This window comes from Alteromonas sp. 4NH20-0104 (assembly GCF_057547795.1).
The window spans coordinates 1-19463 of the sequence record NZ_BAAJLP010000037.1 but is presented as its reverse complement, the minus strand read 5'-3'; the positions used below and the strand labels follow the sequence as shown (position 1 = coordinate 19463).

The window sequence follows — 19463 nt, the reverse complement described above, 5'->3', positions numbered from 1 at the left end:
ATAGATTATGGCGTGATCAGCCCGTAATATACCGCCTTTGCAACGGCCTGACTGCTGTTAGCGGCATCTAACAGTGTGCACGCCTTTTTCATGTGTTTTTTTACCGTGTCTTCCTGAATGTTAAGGATCCGGCCGATCTCCCAATAGGTTTTCCCGCGGCCAACCCACGACAAGACCTCCAGCTCACGCATGGTCATCGACACCACCCTCTTGCCGGAAGAGCCGTCCAGTGTGATCACTTGTTCATGAGTATGTAACGCAATAATGTGTAGATCGTATTTACATACGTTAAACCATCGTTCAAATTCCTTAATGGATTGGTCGCTAACTACCGAAAATACCGCGTGACTATTATGCGGCCCATAAATGGGCACACAACCGCCAGCTTTCATACCAACCGATGCGCTTTCATCGAACAGCTTCTCCTGCAATGGCGTTATAAAGAAATGTTGTTCAATTTCACTCCAGCAAAAAGGTAAACTGTGATTGGCAGACATTAAACCAACCATGTCATGCAGGTAATATTTATTTTTCATATAATGTTTGCTGTATTCATCCGGGTAGGTAGCCAACGCAATCGACTCCCGGTTACTGGTTGGCGCTTGACGTAACCAGTAAGAAAAACCGGTAAAGCTCAATTGCTCAATAATTTGGTGTACGCGGCTGGTTAAATCATCCAAGTCCTGCGCTTTTTGAATAACCGGTAAATACTCAGTGGGGTGTAGTATGCTATTTACTATCATCTGTTAGCACTCCATTGCCAGAAATGATCATTTTTTATACAGCCGACTCATATTACACCATATGCAGCAAAGCTAATATGAATAGATGATTAATTTCGTTCCTTTTGCAATTACTTACAAATAAGCTCCGCCTCAAGGCACACCCGGGTTAATTATCCTTGTACTCCCTTTTGGTAAATACGTTATACTAAACACTGTTAACGAACCTACCATCAGAGTGCCAATGCCCGTTCAGGAAGAACCCCAATTAAAGCCCCGCTCCCCCTTTTCATTGCCGTGGGTATTAGTGCTTGGCTTTTTGGTTTTGTCTGCACTGTTTTTTGTACCGGTACCCAAAGATTTGCACGGCAAAGTTGGCGCAGCGATACTCAATACCGGGCACATCATCTTTTTTTGCATGTTTGCCCTGGCCTTTTACCCCTTTACCAAAGGCAAAAACCGCACCCGCCTGCCCCGTTTTTTACTTATGGTGTTTGCCCTTAGTCTGTTGGTAGAAACCATTCAGAGCTCGGTGGGCCGGGCATTTCAGTGGGAAGATATTCTGCGCAACGAATTAGGGGCCATACTGGGCATTAGTATTCAAATGCACTTTCAACGGCCGCATAAGGCGCATTGGGCATTACGAATATTGCTACTGGTAGCCATTACCGTGGCCATTGTATTAGAACGCATGCCACTGTATGAAAAGCTGTTATCACTGTATAACCCAAGCTAAACCAAACACCGTTATCCGTTGCAACACGCAGCGCTATTTGGTATCAATGTTTACTTATCCGAACACAAAAAAAGTAAATAAACCCCATTAATACCACCAACCAAAGCTGCCATTATTTATAATGAAAATTAAAACCAACGCTATTAGTAAAGCCCCGTTAACCAAGCACCTTACTATCGACAGCGATAAACGCGTATTTGTAGTGGGCGATCTGGATGGTGACTACAGCCGACTAAAAACCCAGCTCATCAAGGTAAACTTCAATCCCGATGAAGATACCTTAATTAGCCTGGGCGATATTATCGACCGCGGCCCCGACAGCCCGCATCTGGTGGCTTACCTGCACAAAATTGGCGCCCATGTGGTGTTAGGTAATCATGAGCACATGATGCTCGAAGCCTTAATGAGCCGCGATACCTTTGCGCTCAGGCTATGGACCCAAAATGGCGGCAAGTGGCATAGTACCACCCAATTTCAAACCCTGGTGAACATGTGTAAATGGTTTTTACGCCAACCGCTTTCAATCACTCTAAACTACCAGGGCCACACCATTGGCATTTCGCACACGTTACCGCCCACCTGGAGCTGGACTACCATGCCAGGTAATACCGAAGCCTGCGTGGCGCCCCTACTCTGGGACAGAGAGCGATTTACCAAACGTAAGCACAAGGTAAACCACGGCGTAGACTTTTCGGTGCACGGCCATAACTCAACCCAAACTCCCATATGGATTGGCAATTCCCTGCATATCGATACCAGCCACTACGGCCACCCCACGGTGATCAACCTGGCAGAGACGATTGAAACGTTTAAGCAACTGCCCCCGGCTTAACCAAACGAATCAAAGAAAACTAATTTACCCACAATCACCATTTGGTCATAATTATTTGTAACGATTGTGGATAAGAACTTGCATACCATCGGGTAATTACGGGGACGAATTCGCACTTAAAAGATTTTTGGTGCATTTTAGTGCCAACAATTGGCATAATATGTTCCAATGTAGTGCACACAATAAACCAGTGGTAGTGTAAAGGAATATGGTGGAAAGCGATAAAGCACCGAGCTCGGCAGACCCGGCTCTAAACAGTTTACTGGAGCGCATGCCGCCAGAAGTAGCTGAAAGCTTTACGGATGAACAGCTTTCTCACCTGCATAGTGCGTTAGGCGCACGCAGTTGGAAAAAGCATTCACTGGACATTCGTTCAACCTTCCCCATACCTTTCGCCAAAAGCAGAATATATTTTGTGCTGCTGATGGGCCGTAACCGCAGAGAGCTTACCCGCCGGGAAAAGCAAATTTCTGCTTTTACTTTCGCTTTATTTGTGGCCGCGTTTATTGGGGCATCAACCCTATTTGGTTTGCTGGTACTGTACTTAATAAAATCAGCATTGGGCATAGATTTATTTAAAGGCTTTTCCCTGGGTATCTGGGATTGGTTTAAGGACTTATGGAAGTAATGGGAATGCGTAACTCAACCACATTTTTACTGTCAACTTTAGCAATAGCAGTACTAAGCACAAACGCCGTTGCACAATCAGATGAAAAACCCGGTTTGTTTGCCTCTGCCGATGCATCGATAGTGCACGACGACAATATATACCGTGTAATCGATGATCTAGCCCAATCAGATACTTATTTACGCCTAAAGCCTGAATTAGCTGCAGTAGGCGGGCTAGGCAAACATCGTTTTCAATTATCCTACATTGGTGATTACGCTAAGTTTTCAGACCAGTCCGATGCTGATTACACGGATCATGATTTACGTGGGAGAATAGATTTCGACCATACGTTACGATTTAGTTCACAATTTGAAGCCGGATATCAAAAAGAACACGAAGAACCAGGCACGATTAACCGTGTTCAATTAGATGTAACTGAATACAACAAATATAACCAAAGTTTTGTATTAGCCGGTTTAGCTTATGGCTCGGAAGAAGCTATAGGCCGATTAGCATTGAATTATCGCAGAACAGATAAAGACTACACCAATAACAATTTAGATTTTCTTGATTATGTAAGCGACCAATTTACCGGGCGCTTTACATACAGAATAGCTCCGAATACAAAAATATATGCAGAAGCAATCGTTGCCGAACTGGATTACACTCCTACATCAAGCTTTGAGCTCGATAACACTTATAAACGTTACCGTGCCGGTATTACCTGGAATTTTTCTGGCAAACTCACCGGCGATATCAACATAGGTTATCAGGATAGAGATTACGACTTAGATACCATTCGGGATATCGACGGTCTGGCATACGATGGTGAAATTACTTGGGCGCTAAATACATACACAAAAATAATTGCCGCAGCGAAACGCGAATCAATTGATTCTTCCCTAGAAGAAGCCGGCGGTTTTTTAAGAACCACCTATGGTTTATCCGTGAACCACGAGCTAACAGAGCGATTGAAACTAAAAGCGGATGCGGGATACTCCAATGACCAACTGGTTTTTAGCTCGAATCGTGACGACAAGCGTTATGCCTACCAACTTGGCTTAGAGTATGAACTTCTCCGCAACGTAGCACTGGGGATCGATTATACATATGAAGAAAGGGATTCAACGGTAGCAATTGCAGATTACACGGCTAACATATTTGGTTTAAACGTAATCGTTTCATTGGAAGATTAATAATATGAACACTATCCTACGTTTAATAAAGAAAGACTCACACAGCCTACTATTTGGGCTTTTTACCCTGTTGGCATTTGCCAGCAGCAATGCCTGTGCGCAAGACTTACAACACTACAAGCTAAGTGCCGACGACGTCATTAGCGTTACTGTGTTTGATGAGCCTGATTTAAGTTTGAAAGAAGCTCGGGTCTCCAGCACAGGCACCATTGCTATGCCATTAGTTGGCCAAATTAACGTAAAAGGTTTAAGTGTTTCCGAAGCAGAAAAGCTCATTTATAACGCCTATTTAGGCGACTATCTTAAAAAACCCGATATCACCATTACCATTGTTGAATATCGCCAGTTTTACATTAACGGCGAAGTAGAAAAACCAGGCGGATATAGCTACCGCGAAGGGATGACAGTACAGCGAGCTATCACGCTTGCTGGCGGGTTTACTGAGCGCGCATCTCGCACCAATATTAAATTAATAAGAGAAAGTGGCAATGGTGCTGCTATTGACGCTACCTTAAGCACCACAGTACAACCTGGTGACGTAATAACCGTTGAAGAAAGCTTTTTCTAAAAGGATGTAATTAATGCAAACTATGGACTACAGTGGCCAGGTAAAATCACATGACGATGACGTTATCGATATCGGCCAATATATTCGTATTCTTAAACGCCGTAAGTGGAGCATTATTCTAACTACCTGCATTTTTATTGCGTTAGCTATTTTTTATATCATCAAAGCTACCCCCATCTATCAGGCATCAGCAAAGATACAAGCTGACCCCATACAACCTAATGCAACTGCTCAAGACCAATATGTAATGAATTCAATGGTGTTTCTGTTTTACGAAACGCAATACGAAATCATTCAGTCTCGCAAAGTAGCCGAAACAGTTGTAGACAAATTGAACCTGGTAGAAAGGTATAAGCAGGAACTGGCTGAAGCAAAAGCAAGTGGCGAAAATGAAAGCCTGGTTAAAGACATAAAAACAATTATTAAATCACTTATTCCAAAAGAAGAAGAGCCCACGAATACAGGAACTCAGGCGCTTACCGACGCACAATTGCGAACTATACTTGCACAAGGTATTCAGGCAGGATTAAGTGTTGAAGGCGGAACTCAAAGTCAGATCATTAATATTAGTTACCAACATGAAGATCCCGTTCTTGCTGCTAATGTAGTGAATGCCATAAGTGAATCTTACATTCAGTTTGGTTTAGAGGCCCGTTTAAGCCAAATTAAAGACACCGCAGAATGGCTAACAGAACAGTTAGAAGAGTTACGCCAAACCTTACAAGCCTCTGAGGATAAACTACGCGACTTCCGCTTGTCTCAAAACCTTATGGATACCGAGCAACAACAACGCATTGCCAATACTCAGCTACAAACACTAAATACCGAGCTTGTGCGAGCACAAACGCAACTATCACAGGCCAAAGACCTGTATTCTCAAATTTCGCAACTAGAACGTGACGGCGGTGATTACCGTTCCTTAGGGCCAGTCTTACAGAGCAACACCATTCGAGATTTAGTTCGAGAAGAGAGTACATTAAGCCGTAAGGTACAAGAACTCAGCGAACGTTATGGTGAAAAGCACCCGAAGATGATTGCTGCCCGTTCAGATCTAGCCAGCGCACAAGCTAACTTAGACAGAGAGGCTGCTAAGATAGTAGAGAGTATTAAAAAAGATTACCGCTCAGCACAAGCACAAGAACAAAACATAAAGCGCCTCATATCAGAAACTCGCGAAGGGCTTCAGTCATACCAAGGTGACAGCTTTGAATTAACACGCCTGGAGCGAGAAGTAGAAAATAACCGACGTATCTACGAAAGTTTCCTGGGTAAGCTAATGGAAGCCGATGTATCAGGCGAATATGACGCATCAAACATACGCGTAATCGACAGCGCAACTATACCAGAGTTTCCCGTAAAACCGCGAGCGGCACTTGTATTGGCTATCAGTATTGTTTTTGGCGTATTTATTGGTGTTGTCTATGCTTTTATGCGCGAAATGATGGGCAATGTATTCAGAACGCCAGACCAATTAGAACAAGAACTTCATCTGCCTTCTCTAGGCATCACTCCTCTGATTAAAAAGGCTAGAAACGGAGTAACACCAGAAAAGCAATACATTGCAGACCAGCGCAGTACCTTTGCCGAGGCTATCAATACAATACGTACGGGATTGTTGTTCTCAAACATAGACAATCCTCCTAAAACGATTTTAATTACATCTACCAACGGTTCTGAAGGTAAAACGACACTTGCTATAAACCTGGCCGTGGCATTAAGCCAGATGGATAAAACGCTATTAATAGAAATGGATCTGCGTAAACCGGCTGTTGGTAAAGATTTAGGTATAAAAGCCGATATGGGGTTAAGTGACTTACTAAGTGGTAAAACAGATACTAATATGTTCCATCAGGTTGAAGGCGCACCTAACCTTAGCGTTATTACTTGTGGAACCATTCCCCCCAACCCTATGGAATTAATATCCAGTAAACGCTTTAGTAGTCTACTTACGTCTTTAAAAGATAAATTTGCTCATATCGTAATTGACAGCCCACCAACATTGCCAGTAAGCGACTCTTGTGTGTTAGCGAAAATGGCAGACGCAACAATTGTGGCAGTTAAGGCCGAAGAAACCAAAATCAGTATGGCAAGAGAGACAGTTACCCGCCTAAATAAAGTTAACGCTACTATAACTGGTATGGTACTTACTCAGGCCTCCTCGAAAAAAATGAGTTATTACGGTGAGCATTACTATCAAGACAAATACTATGGGCACGAGCATTAGGTTTAGATAATAAGAAAACACAGTGCCTAGTCGCTATAGATAGAGTTACGCCAAACGCAATATTTAGGATTCTATAGCATTTAAACTCAAATCGAATAAATTACCACCTAGTGGTTTTCTAGGATTTGATATGTTCTTTAAATTATATAGCTAATTAATAGTTCATGAAAATTATCATTTAGAAAATACGCCTTAAGAAGAATTTTAAACCTCATCTAAGATAGCGAGATACCTGTTTAGATTTCTTCCCCGTAAACTGAAACAAGTAAATACAACCTCTGATGTAAAAGGCGATAGACACATATAATTGAGACCTTCTGCAAAACTAATAAGGTAGACCGAGTTGCCTTTCATGTCATAAACCTTTTCTATCAGAAACTTTTAAGAATTTAAACTATAAAGAAACAACGTTTCTCTATAGATTGATTAAGCCTGATGAATATGACACATAGGAGTTGGTTTTTATGAAAAAGTATTTTTTTTGATTAGAAAAATTACATCGATCAGCAAAGAAAGCAAAGAAAATGGTCAATAAAATTTGAACTGAAAATCGATACTATAGAACGAAGTAAATATAAATTTAACTAATATAGAAAAGATATTATCATAGAATAAAACGCAAATTTACATTTAAAAAAAAAGCATAGATTCAGAAGTGGTGATTATTATAATTAGGAACGAAAACCAATGAACCTAATTAACATAACTCTTAACCTTTTATTATGAATGGAATAAGCTAATACCCATGGCACAAGAACTATTAAAGAAACTATTCCAGGCTTGTGTATCAGATGACGAATTAGTTTTAACACAAGAAGAAATTCAATGCGTATCAAAGCTACTAGTTAAAAACAAAGAGTTACACCATCTAAGTCCATTACTATTAGAGTATATAAGGCAAAATACAAATCAGAGTACAGAATCCATCTCTGACTTAAAAAAAATATCATTCAAAACAATAGCTAATTATCTCGAAAAACGCTCTGTTATAATTTCGATAATCAGAGAAATGAATTTTCTATGCATAAAATTTCCTATCATTTTGCTTAAGGCAATGGCGTTTAATGATAATATTTATTCAAAAGATTCTCCTCGTGGATGTTCTGATATTGACCTCATTACAGAAAAAAAGAACATTACTAAACTTGTCAATATACTTGAAAGATTAGGCTTTGAACGAAACTATGTAACTAACAATCCTTTTAGTGCTGAGTATGAATTTACTCTATCCAGAAAAAATATACATATTGATTTACATACACATTTAATAAATCCGTTAAAATTTAATTTCTCAGAAGAAGAAATATTTAAAAAAAGTATGGTACACCCATACTATAATACTAGGGAGATAAGAGTACTCTCAACTAATCTGAATTGTGTGCATCTAAGTCTTCACTATCAAAAGGACTGCTACGTATATCACCATAGTCTTATTGATTTTATCTTGCTAAAAAAGAAAGAGACTGTTGATGTCTCTGGATTAATATCAGAATATAAAAATCTAAAAAGAATAATTTCTTTAATATCTGAAGTATCTATTTATATTAAAAATTACAGACACACAAAAATAAATGCTCGCTTATCCTTATTTATTTTTCTATTACCAAAAACTAAGAAGGACATTAGGAAAAAGAGTTTAAGATATAGGCTATCTCAGTTGACTATGGATATAATAGCATTTCCTAGCATAAAAGACTTTATAAGATACTACACAATATATTTCGTTAGATTAATGAAAAAACATTTAAGTAAGACTAATTAACATTCACCATTTTTTCGGATTTATAAATTGAAAGATATAATTAAAGGCAGTGTTTTTGGCTTATTATCTAAAGTACTGAGCGCATTGATAACAGTTCTATTTACTTTAGCGATAACCAACTTATTACCATCAGATGAAGCTGGAACTTATTTATTTTTCATTACGCTAGTTTTAATAATCTCAAATTTATCTAGATTCGGAATCGATAAGCATATAGTAAAGACTCTATCAACAGAGGAAATAACCTACTCTGATAGAGTTAAAATAATTAACAGTTTTTCATCCTTAGTTACTTTCACTCTGATAACATCTTCTTTATATGCGCTTATTATATATGTATTTATTAAACCAATTACATTATTGGCATTTACAAATTTTGAATTGAAAAATATATCGCATGGATTAATAGCAATTCCGTTTTATACGGTTTGTCTTCTTGTAGCAAATTACTATCAAGTTGTTAAAAAATCATCAACATATATTCTTTCGCTAAATTTTTTCCAACAAGCTTCTACACTATTATTGATATTATTTGTCTACTTTAATACTAATAATATAAGTTTAAAGGATGTAGTTAGTTGTTATATAGTCGGTTGTTTTATTTCATCTTTATATCTATCCATTTCTTTCGTTAAAAGGTATAGCGAAGGAATAAGCAGATTCAAACCAAGATTGACTATTATAAAGGAATCAGTAAAGTCCTCTATCCCTTTGTTTGTGATAGTCATATTTAATTTAACTTTAAATTGGTCAACACAAATAATACTTGCATCCCATAATAACCCAACTGAAGTGTCAATCTATACAGTTTCATTGCGTTTAGTGATGCTAATTAGCTTTATTTTAGTTGCAGTTAACTCCGTAACAGCGCCTAAATATGCTTTTTACTTTAAGAAAGACGATCTCAATTCAATTAAAAAAGTTTATAAATTTTCCTTACTTCTTTCTTTATCTTTTTCAATCGTCACGTCGATTTTTTACATTATACTAGGAAGAAATCTCTTAGGATTTTTTGGAGATGAATATATTGCTTCTTATGAAATATTATTAGTGATGATGATTGGACAAATAGTAAATGTTCTTACGGGCTCTGTATCCTACTTACTCCAAATGAAAGGTGATTATAAAAAGGTAATGGTAATAAACATAGTGGCCGGGCTTGTGAGCATACCACTTGGATTTTTACTTATCAGTTTTTATGGCATCTACGGAGCTGCAGTTGCCTATTCTCTGTCAATAAGTTTTCTTAATTTATTACTTTTAAACCAAGCTATAAAAGTTTTAAGATAAAATTAAAAGGTTAATTTATGAAAAGAATTTCAAGCCTAATATCAAAATGCGTAAACAAAGAAATTGTATTAATTTACACAATGGGAAAGGTAGGCTCTAGTTCTCTAGAGAATAATATTCCCGGTAGTTTTCATTTGCATTCATTATATAATAACCCGCCAAATCCATTGCATTGGGAGCTAAGGAATCATGGTGTGTTTAGAAAGATTTCTATAAGACTTCGAAATTCGTTTAGAAGATTTATTTATAGTAAAGCTAGATCAGTCAAGATTATTACGTTAATAAGAGACCCTTTGGATAGAAATATTTCAATGTATTTTCAAGCATTACCATTTTGGCTAAGTGTGGCTCAGTCAGGCTATAAGTCAAAGAATCATATAGACTCAAGAAAGGAAGGATTTGATGTTATCATACAAAGCTTTGAGAATTATTATAATCACCAGTATTGTTTAACCTGGTTTGATAAGGAGTTAAAAAAATTTTCCGGGATAGATGTATATTCAAAAGATTTCGATAAAGGTAAAGGATTTGTTTTTTTTAAAAATGGAAAGTATGAGTGTTTAATTTTATCCTTAGAAAAATTAAATGACAGCTCTTCAATTATATCTGAATTTCTAGCTCAAAATGTGAATATCAGTTCTGAAAACTCTGGTGAAAGAAAATGGTATGCTGACATTTATCGTAAATTCAAGACTGAATATAGGCCCTCAGAAAGATTAAATGGTCTTATCTATAATTCAAAATACTATACTCATTTTTTTAAGTAATATTGACCACAATCTTTAAACTAAGGCAGCATCACAGGTAGTATCGATAGAAAATAGTGTTTGAGCATGTTGTAGAGGCAAACTAAACCCGAACACCATTTTAAGTGGTAGCATTATACTTAATAACGAGGTATTCAATGAGAAGACAAAGACGGTCATTCAGTCCAGAATTTAAACATGATGCAGCGAGCCTGGTGCTTGATAACGGTATAGCGTGCCCGAAGCAAGTCGCCCGGTAGACGTTCTTGAAAATACCCTGCGCAAATGGGTTAACCAGCTTGAGTCTGAACGTGGTGGCAGTACACCCAAGTCCAAAGCGTTGACTCCAGACCAGCAGCGAATTCAAGAGCTGGAAGCCCCCGTGAATCGTCTGGAACGAGAAAAAGCTATACTAAAAAAGGCTACTGCTCTCTTGATGTCCGACGACCTGAAATCCATGCGCTGATAGACCGATTGAGGGAGCATGAATCAACAAAATTGGTCTGTTCAGCGTTAGGTATTGATGTCAGTAGTTATTACGAACGACGAAAGCGCCAGCGTATGATGAGTGCTAAACGGCGTATTCTGCGCGCAGAGTTAAGCGTCTGTTCGATGAAAGTCGTCAGTCCGCTGGCACTTGAACACTTGTTGAGGTGCTTCGCGATGAAGGCATTATCATGGGCCGATTCAAAGTAGGTCGGCTGATGAAAGAACAGTGATTGATGAGCAAGCTGCCAGATAAGCACGCCTACAAAAACGTGCAGGTTGAGCGGACAGATATCCCTAATTTACTTGTGTGATTCATAGAGATCATTTCACTTTTCTCAGTTGCAGGTCACGTTGATAATTTGATAGCTGAATGCGCTCGTTGTCAGTTATATAATCCTCGTGAACCTCTTCCCAAAGTGGGGTTAGTTCAAGCCTTTCACAGACAACATCCATTTGCGTTTTTCCTTTGAATGAACCATGTGCCCGTTGCCAGTTGTAGTAATGCTGCCACTCGGGCAATGTTTCGTTTTTCAGTTCTTCTAGATCCAAGTTTACTGTTGAATAAAACTCTTCTTTGTCGGTTCTTTGCGACCTTTCAACCTTGCCATTCAAGTGAGGAGAACCAGGCTTGTTAGGACGGAATTTGATGCCATAATCCATCAGCTTTCGCTGAACTTTCTCTGCGAAGAATTCTGTACCACGGTCGGTTTGTATTCGCTGTACTAGAAATGGCATTTCCTCGATTACCTTATCGATGAAAACAAGGGTATTTGCTGCCGACCTCCGGCTAAACACATCCAGGAAGCGATATCTAGAGCAGTCATCAATAGCAGTATATTGGTAAATTCCAGGAGCGATTTTGCATGTGTCCATCCGCACTCGATCACCTGGAATAGGTCTTTGATAACGGATGAAGTCTTTTTTCTTCAGCTGAAATACTATTGGTTTAACGTCATGTCTAGTCAGCACCTTATGTATGGAAGCAAGCGATAATTGAACACTATGCTCGCGAAGGAGTTCATTTTGAATTCTGCGCGCACCAAGCTTCCTTTCTTTTGTCAGGCTTAGAATCCATTCCTCTATCTGACGGTTTATTTTAGCGTTTGGGGAGGTATGAGGGCGTTTAGAAACGTCCTTTAGACCGTCTAGCCCATTTTCCTTATATCGGTTTAACCATTTACGAAGAGTGGGCCTGGATATACCACATCGGCGGCAGACTAGACCTGCATTTTTAGTTTCTTCGTAAAGCTCAATCCACTTGAGTCGCTGTCTAATTTCTTTGTTCATAGAGTCGTATTATATTGAAACGATCTCTATGAATCACACACATAAAGTCTTATTATACTGAAACGCTCTCTATGAACCACAGACTTAAAGTATGATTGGTCTCGATTAATCGTTAATGTCCAACCTACGAGTGATCACTAAGTAACCGCTTCAAATTATCGATCATATCCATTGGTGCCCACTGTGAAAGTTTAGAATTATCATGTGATTCTGCATTGGTGACAATATGCTGAATATCTTCTAGCTTATTAATTTCATAAACACCGTCAAAGTCTATAAACCGCTTAAGCGTAGCAATCTGATGATCGTTTCTGTGTTCATTATACTTCGACAAACGTGCAGTTATAGCTATCTTTTTTCCTTTAACTAAAGACTGCAAGATAGTTCCCATACCTGCGTGCGATATTATAATTGATGCTTCATCAAACTTTCTTTCAAAATCTGCTACTTCTAATTGCTTACAATATTCAAAATTTTTTGGCTTATAATCTGTGTTACCAATCTGACCAAATATTTCGATGTCTGATACTTCAGCGAATTTATCAATTAATTTAGTCAAACGGTCAAAGGGCAATTGCGTACCTACCGTATAGAAAATCATACAACCTTACCTATATACTGAACACCTTCGCTGTCAGCAACATTCTCCCACTGCGAATAGCAATTTTCAGTAATCCTTTTTGCGATCTTTCCTGCAAAAGACATTGTTTCACCATTAGCAATGGAATCAATCCAAATTACTTTTTTAAAAAATAATCGTCCAATTAGTATTGCAAATAATCCCGGTGCGGCTCCGGTGGTTAAAACTACATCTGGCCGAAAAACTATAAATTTAATTAAAACTTGAAAGAATGTAACTAACAAGGAAAATTTGCTGTCGAAATTACTGTCTTTGACCACTGAAACATCAACATCAATAAACATGTCACTATTTGTAAGAGACCTCGTAGTAATCACTCTCATTTCCATATCTTTGTAAGCTGGATATAATCTATAAAGTTGAACAAGGTGTCCACCCGCTGATGCCACTAAAAGTATTTTCTTCATTTAATATTCTCATATTTAATTTTTATGTCTTTCACACCTACTGTTAGATCAGATGGTACTTCAGCGTAGCTTCCAAACTTTAAATATGGACCTAGATTGCATGAAACATAAGTCTGGCCGCTCGGTATTAATTCGAATACTTCAAATGATTGAGTATCTTTAATCGACAGTGATAAGTAACCATTTACCTCATCAAACTTACCAAAAACAGTAAATTCAATCCACTCGTCATATAAGACGGGCCTATTTAAAAATAAATCGCGCTCATTCTCACCTATATTTCGCATCCATATATACCAATTATTATCTATAATCCTAATATGGTAGTTACCGCCATTAAAGCAATCATTTTGCCATCCAATTATTTGACTAACTGTGGAATTAACGTGGTCACTACCATTTGAAATCTTTAACTTCCAACTAACTCGAATATCTGATTCTGTAAGCAGTCTATATGTAGCTAATTCAGATCTTGGAAAGACGTGATTAATAATTATCGACTGTTCCTCCTCGTTGTATTCGTAAATCATTTCACCTTGAGTACAATTTGAGCATAAGGTTCTAAAATAATCAGAAAGATTATTTCGGTTTAAATCAAATTTCACAGATTTTGTAAAATGATCATTTACTATTTCAACTTCACTTGGTAAATCCATTGTATTTTCTCTCTGAAGCTAAAATAATAGAAAAAGCAACAATTAAATAGAAGAATGACTGAACATTAGAGGTTGACAAACTTGTTAAAACTAAAAATAAGTACATAAGTTTAGAATTTAAAGATCTAAATAAAGATGATATTTTTGACATCAGCACTATACTAATTAACAATCCTGGAAGGCCAAGTTCCGCAATTACATGCGGCCAAAATGTATCATAAAAGTAAAGACCTTCTTTTACCCACCAATATTGCTGCCATATAATTGTATCGTAGGCATTCGTCACGTCTGCTGCAGCATGACTCCCTAAAGTTCCCCAACCGCTGCCAATAAGATTTGAATTTAACAATTCTTGATATGCATGTTTGAAAAATATAAAGCGAGGTGCTTCTGCAAGATTACCTAAACTAAGGTTTGCAAAATACATAACTGACGGAACAACTAATAACGAAAAAATCAAAATAAAAATAGTAATTGGAGTAATCCAATTACTTCTTATAATATTTAAATTTACCATCATAGCTAATAACAATATCACGAAAATACTTAACAATTCGAAATTTTGTTTAGAGGCAAATATCATTACTATTGACAGGAAAATAATTACTAAATTTTTAAATGAACGTGTGTGACTAGAGAATAAGCAATTATAATAATATAAAAATACTAAGCTACTGAAAAATGCTAATTGCGATGAATGCCAAAATATCGCAGAATGTCTTATAATCCCGAAATCACCGAGGTCTCCAAACCCCATATGACCACCATCTTTATAAATATTGTCATACAAGGAAGGACTAACCTCACGAAATAGAATATCGAGAACACATAAAAGATATACGACCATTACAAATTTATTAAAGTTTTGCTCTGATAGTATCCTTGAGCTTGTTGAAATTCCGTAAAGCAATACGAATATAACTGTGTACTTTATTTCGTGATAGTATTGATATGGTATTGCCACCATGTCTTTGCCATTAAGAACTGTAATCAAAGTCCCCCAACTTAGCAATGCAGCCAGGTAAATTAAAATGGTTCTTACTTCTTTCCTTAAGTAAATTTTCTTTTTTACCAAAATAAAAATACAAAGAAACGGTAATAATCTTATACAGCTAAAATAGTATGAAGAAAGTTCTAACGATGATTTTTTGATGAATGTGAATACAATCGTGATTACAAGCAAAGCAACTGCAATCTCAAAATATTTAATTTTATAATCAGACGAATTCATATATTTTCTTTAAAAACTTGTCATCTTCTGATGAGCCTTTTATCTTTTCTACTTCTATAAAATAAAGGTTTCTCAAGTACTCTTTATCCTCATCACTCAAAAACTCCTTTACACTTGTATTTTTATTTAATACTTTTCGTTTCAAATTCTTTCTTATTGAATCGGGCACAATATATACAAATAGGCTTTTGAGGAACGATTTACGCATAATCAGTTTCTGGACTATTTTAGACTTAGGATTGCCGCTTCTATTACTTTTTTCCTTCTTAAATGTAAAGTCAGATAATGATAGGAAATATGTGACTCTTCGCATTTCCTTTTCTATCTGATTATTTAGATCATCGAAATTAACTAATAGCAGATTTTCTCTGAATAGTTTACGACAGAATCTTACTTTATCTACATATAAACCCGACTTGTAGTAATGCCATATTGGTAAATGTCTCTCCCTGTTTCCATTAAGCTCTTCTTCAAGTGCAATTTTAAATGGCAATATTTCTCTTACATCTCTTTTCATATGACTATATGCAGAAAATGCGCGTTCTATAGGATCTCTTAAACAAATAATAATCTTAGCATTAGGAAATTTTTGTTTAATTTCAACTAGCGCTCTTTCACTTTCGATAGTCATGGCAGAACCATCAATTTTTAAGCCTTTCCCCTGGTATAATTTCTCATATTTGGACTGCTCGGTCACAAACATTTGTTTTATTGCGTCTTGATCTGCCTTCCCGTCAAAACTTTGACCTTCAAATTTCGAAAAATGAAAGTGAGGTTCTTTGTGGAACTGCTTAAGAACTTCTGGATGCTGCATTAACATATCATATAAAGAAGTTGTAGCACATTTTGTTACACCGATGATAAATACGTCAGGCATACAACCCCTCGATATATTTATATATAGCTTTTAATTTTGGTATTATAACTTCTGGTGAATATTTAGAATTAAAATCATCTCTAGCTTTGATTCCGATTTTTCTATCTTTTATAGGAATCAATTTTTCTTTTAATATTTTTTTCAGAGCAACTTGGTTACCTGGTTCAATTAAATAACCATTTATGTTATTTTCTATTGCTTCGGGAATTCCACCAACCTTTGTTGATAATATAACTTTCCCTAAACTCATCCCTTCTAATATTATCATCGGTAGCCCCTCATTATATGAAGGTAAAACTATTGCATCGACTTTGTTTAGTAAATACTGTTTTTCATCTCCAGTTATCCAGCCCATGACCTTTACTTTATCTGAGAGTAAACGTGCGTTAACTATCTCTTTTACTTTGTCTATCTCACCATCACCACACACATATAACGTAAAGTTATCGACTTCACTACCTAAATTATTTACTACGTCTAATAAGTCGTAAATTCCTTTTCTTTTTCCTAACGCTCCAAAAAAACCTATATTCGTTTTGTTAACATCTCTCTCAATATTCAAATCAACGATAGGATTGACATAATTATTAACTACCCGAACATTTATATTTTTATCAATTTCATTTATAAAACTTTTCCATGAATCAGATAATACAATTACTACATCAGTTTTTCTAAACAGACTTTTAATTCTCTTTCTTACAAGCTTCGATGAGTTTTCATAAAAAACTTTAAATTCTGAACCATGCAAATGTATTATAGTCTTTCTACCGAATAACTTTAAAAGCTTAAGGATTATATACTTCCTGAAAAAGCTCCCTTTCATAGCCATGTGTATATGATAAATATATTTTCCTGAAAATATTGTAGTTAGTACTGCTAATAGTGAGAATGTGAAAATAATTATATTTCTCAGCTTTCCACTACCTTCATGGCTTCTGATCCATTTATCGCCCTTACATTCATCTAATAATTTATTCTCATAGTAATTCTCAATTACAGTACGAATCCCACCTTTTGATTTTGTACTTATCGTAATTACCCGATGATTTCTAATAGACATTCTTCCCCACAAATCCCTTAAACAACGTAAAAATCACAATCTTGAAATCCATCCAGATACTCCAATTACGGATGTATTCCAGATCGTATTTAATCCGCATTTCCATTTTTTCTACGGTATCAGTTTCACCACGCCAGCCATTTACCTGCGCCCATCCGGTGATGCCTGGTTTCATTTTATGGCGTAACATGTAGTAAGCGACTTTCTTTCTGTATTCTTCATTGTGGCTTACGGCGTGGGGGCGTGGGCCCACTACTGACATAGTGCCTTGCAATACATTAAAAAACTGTGGGAGCTCATCCAGGCTGGTACGTCTTAGGAATGCACCAAAAGGTGTTATGCGTGGATCGCCTTTGGTGGCTTGTTTTACCACCGCACCGTTATCCATTACCCGCATGGAGCGGAACTTCCAGACTTTAATTTTTTTACCGTCCATGCCGTAACGATCTTGTTTAAATAATACCGGGCCTTTAGAGCTAAGCTTTATTCCTAATGCAATGCACAGCATAGGAATAGCAATAACAGCTAAGATTGATAATGATAGGAATACGTCTTCCATACGTTTCATGATGGAATAACCACCGCGCATAGGGCTGTCGTATACGCTAATGGTTTGTACCTCGCCTACATGGCCCATGCGGGAGTGCAGTAGGTTGAACGTAAATACGTCGGGCACTATGTGTACATCTACCGTGGTGTCGCCCAGTGCTTTTAAAATGTTCTCTATTCGTTCTTTATTAGTGAGTGGTAACGCAACAAACAGAATTTCTAATTTGCCTTGCTGGGCCATTTTAACGCCCTCGGCAATGCCACCTTCGAGTCTGTCGATGTATTTATGGTCGAGCCGAACCGGATCCCGTTCATCAAACACCGCAGTAAGCTTATAGCCACTTTCGGGATAGTTGATTATTTCGTTAGCTAGGTCGATACCCCGTTTGGTAAGCCCAATAATGCCTACTGAGCGCGTGTTGTAGCCTTTTCTGCGGATAGAAATAAGGAACTGGCGGAAAACACCGCGCCAGGCACACAGCATTATTGCAGTGCTTACCATCCATAAGCCCAATACCACTCGTGAGAAGTATTCGGTTTGTTTGGTAAAGAATAAAAAGATAAACAGTGGGAATAGCGTTAACGCCCAGCTACAAACGGTATAAAACACCATTTCTTTAAACGAGCCGTTTCGCCAGGAACGGTACAATACAAAGAGTTCAGCAAAGAACAGATAGGCCATATTGGAAACCAGGCCTAATACAAAATATTTTACGTCGAATTTTTCGAGGTATAAGTAAGAAGCAGCAATTAAGCAGATTTGAATTATGAAAATATCAATCAGGCGATATAAAAAGGCAAACTGATTGAGGTTGTTACGGATAAATCCGCCATTTTCGTTCATTGAATCCCATCCTTTGGCAATGACCAGGTACTACAAGACTGTGATTTGGTGAAGGTAATTATAGTATTTGTTTTTAATGACATTACCGTTACTCACCATAATGGTGCATTCGCACCAGCCTGCAACTATACCGTATTTTCATACAAATCACAGTGGGTGAAAACCCTTTGTTTGGATTTGTTGATTTATACGGCGTTTTATTGCTCTTTTAAAAGCTTGGTTGTTTTGCCAGGGTACTGGTTTTTATTATTTGCTTCTTGTTGAGCAAAGGGGGTGCCAGTTTGTGTTGCTTGTTTGTTATTTGTTGGTTGTTTTTGGTTAGTCAGGATGGTTGGGGGTCTCTGTTCGGGGGGTAGTTGTATTTTGTTAGTCGGAGTGTTTGGGAGGTCCCGGATAGTTTCTGCGAAACTTCCGGGATGACGGTTTAATTGGGGCGTGATGACAGGTTAGTTGATGGTTGTTTTGAGTTAGTTAGACTGTTTGGGGGGTCCCGGATAGTTTCTGCGAAACTTCCGGGATGACGGTATTTTATTGGCCGGGATGACGAGTTAATTGGGCCGGGGTGATGGGTTAGTTGATGGTTGTTTTTAGTTAGTTAGTCTGTTTGGGGGGTCCCGGATAGTTTCTGCGAAACTTCCGGGATGACGGTTTAGTTGATGGTTGTTTTGAGTTAGTTAGACAGTTTGGGAGGTCCCGGATAGTTTCTGCGAAACTTCCGGGTTGAGGGTTTGTTG

The 19463-nt window shown here is 37.6% G+C and carries 19 protein-coding genes; 10 read left to right on the top strand and 9 right to left on the bottom strand.

The annotated features are described in order from the left end of the window. Window positions 1-5: 5 nt before the first annotated feature. Complete coding sequence (locus AC27IB_RS20670) at window positions 6-743, bottom strand: helix-turn-helix transcriptional regulator (protein WP_487123303.1); 738 nt, start codon at window positions 741-743, stop codon at window positions 6-8. Between the two features lie 223 nt (window positions 744-966). Between AC27IB_RS20670 and AC27IB_RS20665 the strand changes: the two genes are divergently transcribed. The 10 genes from AC27IB_RS20665 (at window position 967) to AC27IB_RS20620 (ending at window position 11152) form a co-directional block, all read left to right on the top strand. Beyond that, complete coding sequence (locus tag AC27IB_RS20665; protein WP_487123301.1) at window positions 967-1458, top strand: VanZ family protein; 492 nt, start codon at window positions 967-969, stop codon at window positions 1456-1458. A gap of 121 nt (window positions 1459-1579) precedes the next feature. After that, the gene (locus tag AC27IB_RS20660) at window positions 1580-2290 is read left to right on the top strand and encodes a metallophosphoesterase (RefSeq protein WP_487123299.1); all 711 of its coding nucleotides are present in this window, start codon (window positions 1580-1582) and stop codon (window positions 2288-2290) included. A 211-nt stretch (window positions 2291-2501) separates the two neighbouring features. Next, complete coding sequence (locus tag AC27IB_RS20655) at window positions 2502-2918, top strand: hypothetical protein (protein ID WP_487123297.1); 417 nt, start codon at window positions 2502-2504, stop codon at window positions 2916-2918. Then, window positions 2918-4096, top strand: coding sequence for an outer membrane beta-barrel protein (locus tag AC27IB_RS20650; protein WP_487123295.1), 1179 nt, complete (start codon window positions 2918-2920; stop codon window positions 4094-4096). Before AC27IB_RS20655 ends, AC27IB_RS20650 begins: the two co-directional genes overlap by 1 nt. A gap of 4 nt (window positions 4097-4100) precedes the next feature. Further along, a complete protein-coding gene (locus AC27IB_RS20645) occupies window positions 4101-4664 on the top strand; it encodes a polysaccharide biosynthesis/export family protein (RefSeq protein WP_487123293.1) in 564 nt (187 codons plus the stop codon). A gap of 13 nt (window positions 4665-4677) precedes the next feature. Then, entirely contained in the window at window positions 4678-6888 is a 2211-nt protein-coding gene (locus AC27IB_RS20640) for a GumC family protein (protein WP_487123291.1), read from the top strand. Between the two features lie 745 nt (window positions 6889-7633). Then, window positions 7634-8650, top strand: a complete 1017-nt coding sequence (locus tag AC27IB_RS20635; RefSeq protein ID WP_487123289.1) for a nucleotidyltransferase family protein — start codon at window positions 7634-7636, stop codon at window positions 8648-8650. Between the two features lie 27 nt (window positions 8651-8677). Continuing rightward, complete coding sequence (locus tag AC27IB_RS20630; protein ID WP_487123287.1) at window positions 8678-9940, top strand: oligosaccharide flippase family protein; 1263 nt, start codon at window positions 8678-8680, stop codon at window positions 9938-9940. Between the two features lie 17 nt (window positions 9941-9957). After that, window positions 9958-10707: a putative capsular polysaccharide synthesis family protein gene (locus AC27IB_RS20625; protein WP_487123285.1), complete on the top strand. Its 750-nt coding sequence runs from the start codon at window positions 9958-9960 to the stop codon at window positions 10705-10707. Between the two features lie 214 nt (window positions 10708-10921). Beyond that, complete coding sequence (locus AC27IB_RS20620) at window positions 10922-11152, top strand: transposase (protein ID WP_487123283.1); 231 nt, start codon at window positions 10922-10924, stop codon at window positions 11150-11152. 344 nt (window positions 11153-11496) lie between these two features. On the opposite strand, the gene AC27IB_RS20615 is transcribed toward AC27IB_RS20620, so the two are convergent. The 8 genes from AC27IB_RS20615 to AC27IB_RS20580 form a co-directional block, all read right to left on the bottom strand. Beyond that, the gene (locus AC27IB_RS20615; RefSeq protein WP_487123281.1) at window positions 11497-12462 is read right to left on the bottom strand and encodes an IS481 family transposase; all 966 of its coding nucleotides are present in this window, start codon (window positions 12460-12462) and stop codon (window positions 11497-11499) included. 124 nt (window positions 12463-12586) lie between these two features. Then, a complete protein-coding gene (locus tag AC27IB_RS20610) occupies window positions 12587-13063 on the bottom strand; it encodes a glycosyltransferase (RefSeq protein ID WP_487123279.1) in 477 nt (158 codons plus the stop codon). Further along, window positions 13060-13509, bottom strand: a complete 450-nt coding sequence (locus AC27IB_RS20605) for a hypothetical protein (RefSeq protein WP_487123277.1) — start codon at window positions 13507-13509, stop codon at window positions 13060-13062. The genes AC27IB_RS20610 and AC27IB_RS20605 overlap by 4 nt, the downstream gene beginning before the upstream one ends. Next, window positions 13506-14165: a hypothetical protein gene (locus AC27IB_RS20600; RefSeq protein WP_487123275.1), complete on the bottom strand. Its 660-nt coding sequence runs from the start codon at window positions 14163-14165 to the stop codon at window positions 13506-13508. The genes AC27IB_RS20605 and AC27IB_RS20600 overlap by 4 nt, the downstream gene beginning before the upstream one ends. After that, window positions 14149-15396 (bottom strand): hypothetical protein, encoded by a 1248-nt coding sequence (locus AC27IB_RS20595; protein ID WP_487123273.1) that lies wholly within the window; start codon window positions 15394-15396, stop codon window positions 14149-14151. Before AC27IB_RS20595 ends, AC27IB_RS20600 begins: the two co-directional genes overlap by 17 nt. After that, window positions 15383-16273: a sulfotransferase family protein gene (locus AC27IB_RS20590; RefSeq protein ID WP_487123271.1), complete on the bottom strand. Its 891-nt coding sequence runs from the start codon at window positions 16271-16273 to the stop codon at window positions 15383-15385. The genes AC27IB_RS20595 and AC27IB_RS20590 overlap by 14 nt, the downstream gene beginning before the upstream one ends. Then, entirely contained in the window at window positions 16266-17336 is a 1071-nt protein-coding gene (locus AC27IB_RS20585; protein WP_487123269.1) for a glycosyltransferase family 4 protein, read from the bottom strand. The genes AC27IB_RS20590 and AC27IB_RS20585 overlap by 8 nt, the downstream gene beginning before the upstream one ends. After that, a complete protein-coding gene (locus tag AC27IB_RS20580; protein WP_487123267.1) occupies window positions 17326-18729 on the bottom strand; it encodes an undecaprenyl-phosphate glucose phosphotransferase in 1404 nt (467 codons plus the stop codon). Before AC27IB_RS20580 ends, AC27IB_RS20585 begins: the two co-directional genes overlap by 11 nt. Window positions 18730-19463: the final 734 nt, after the last annotated feature.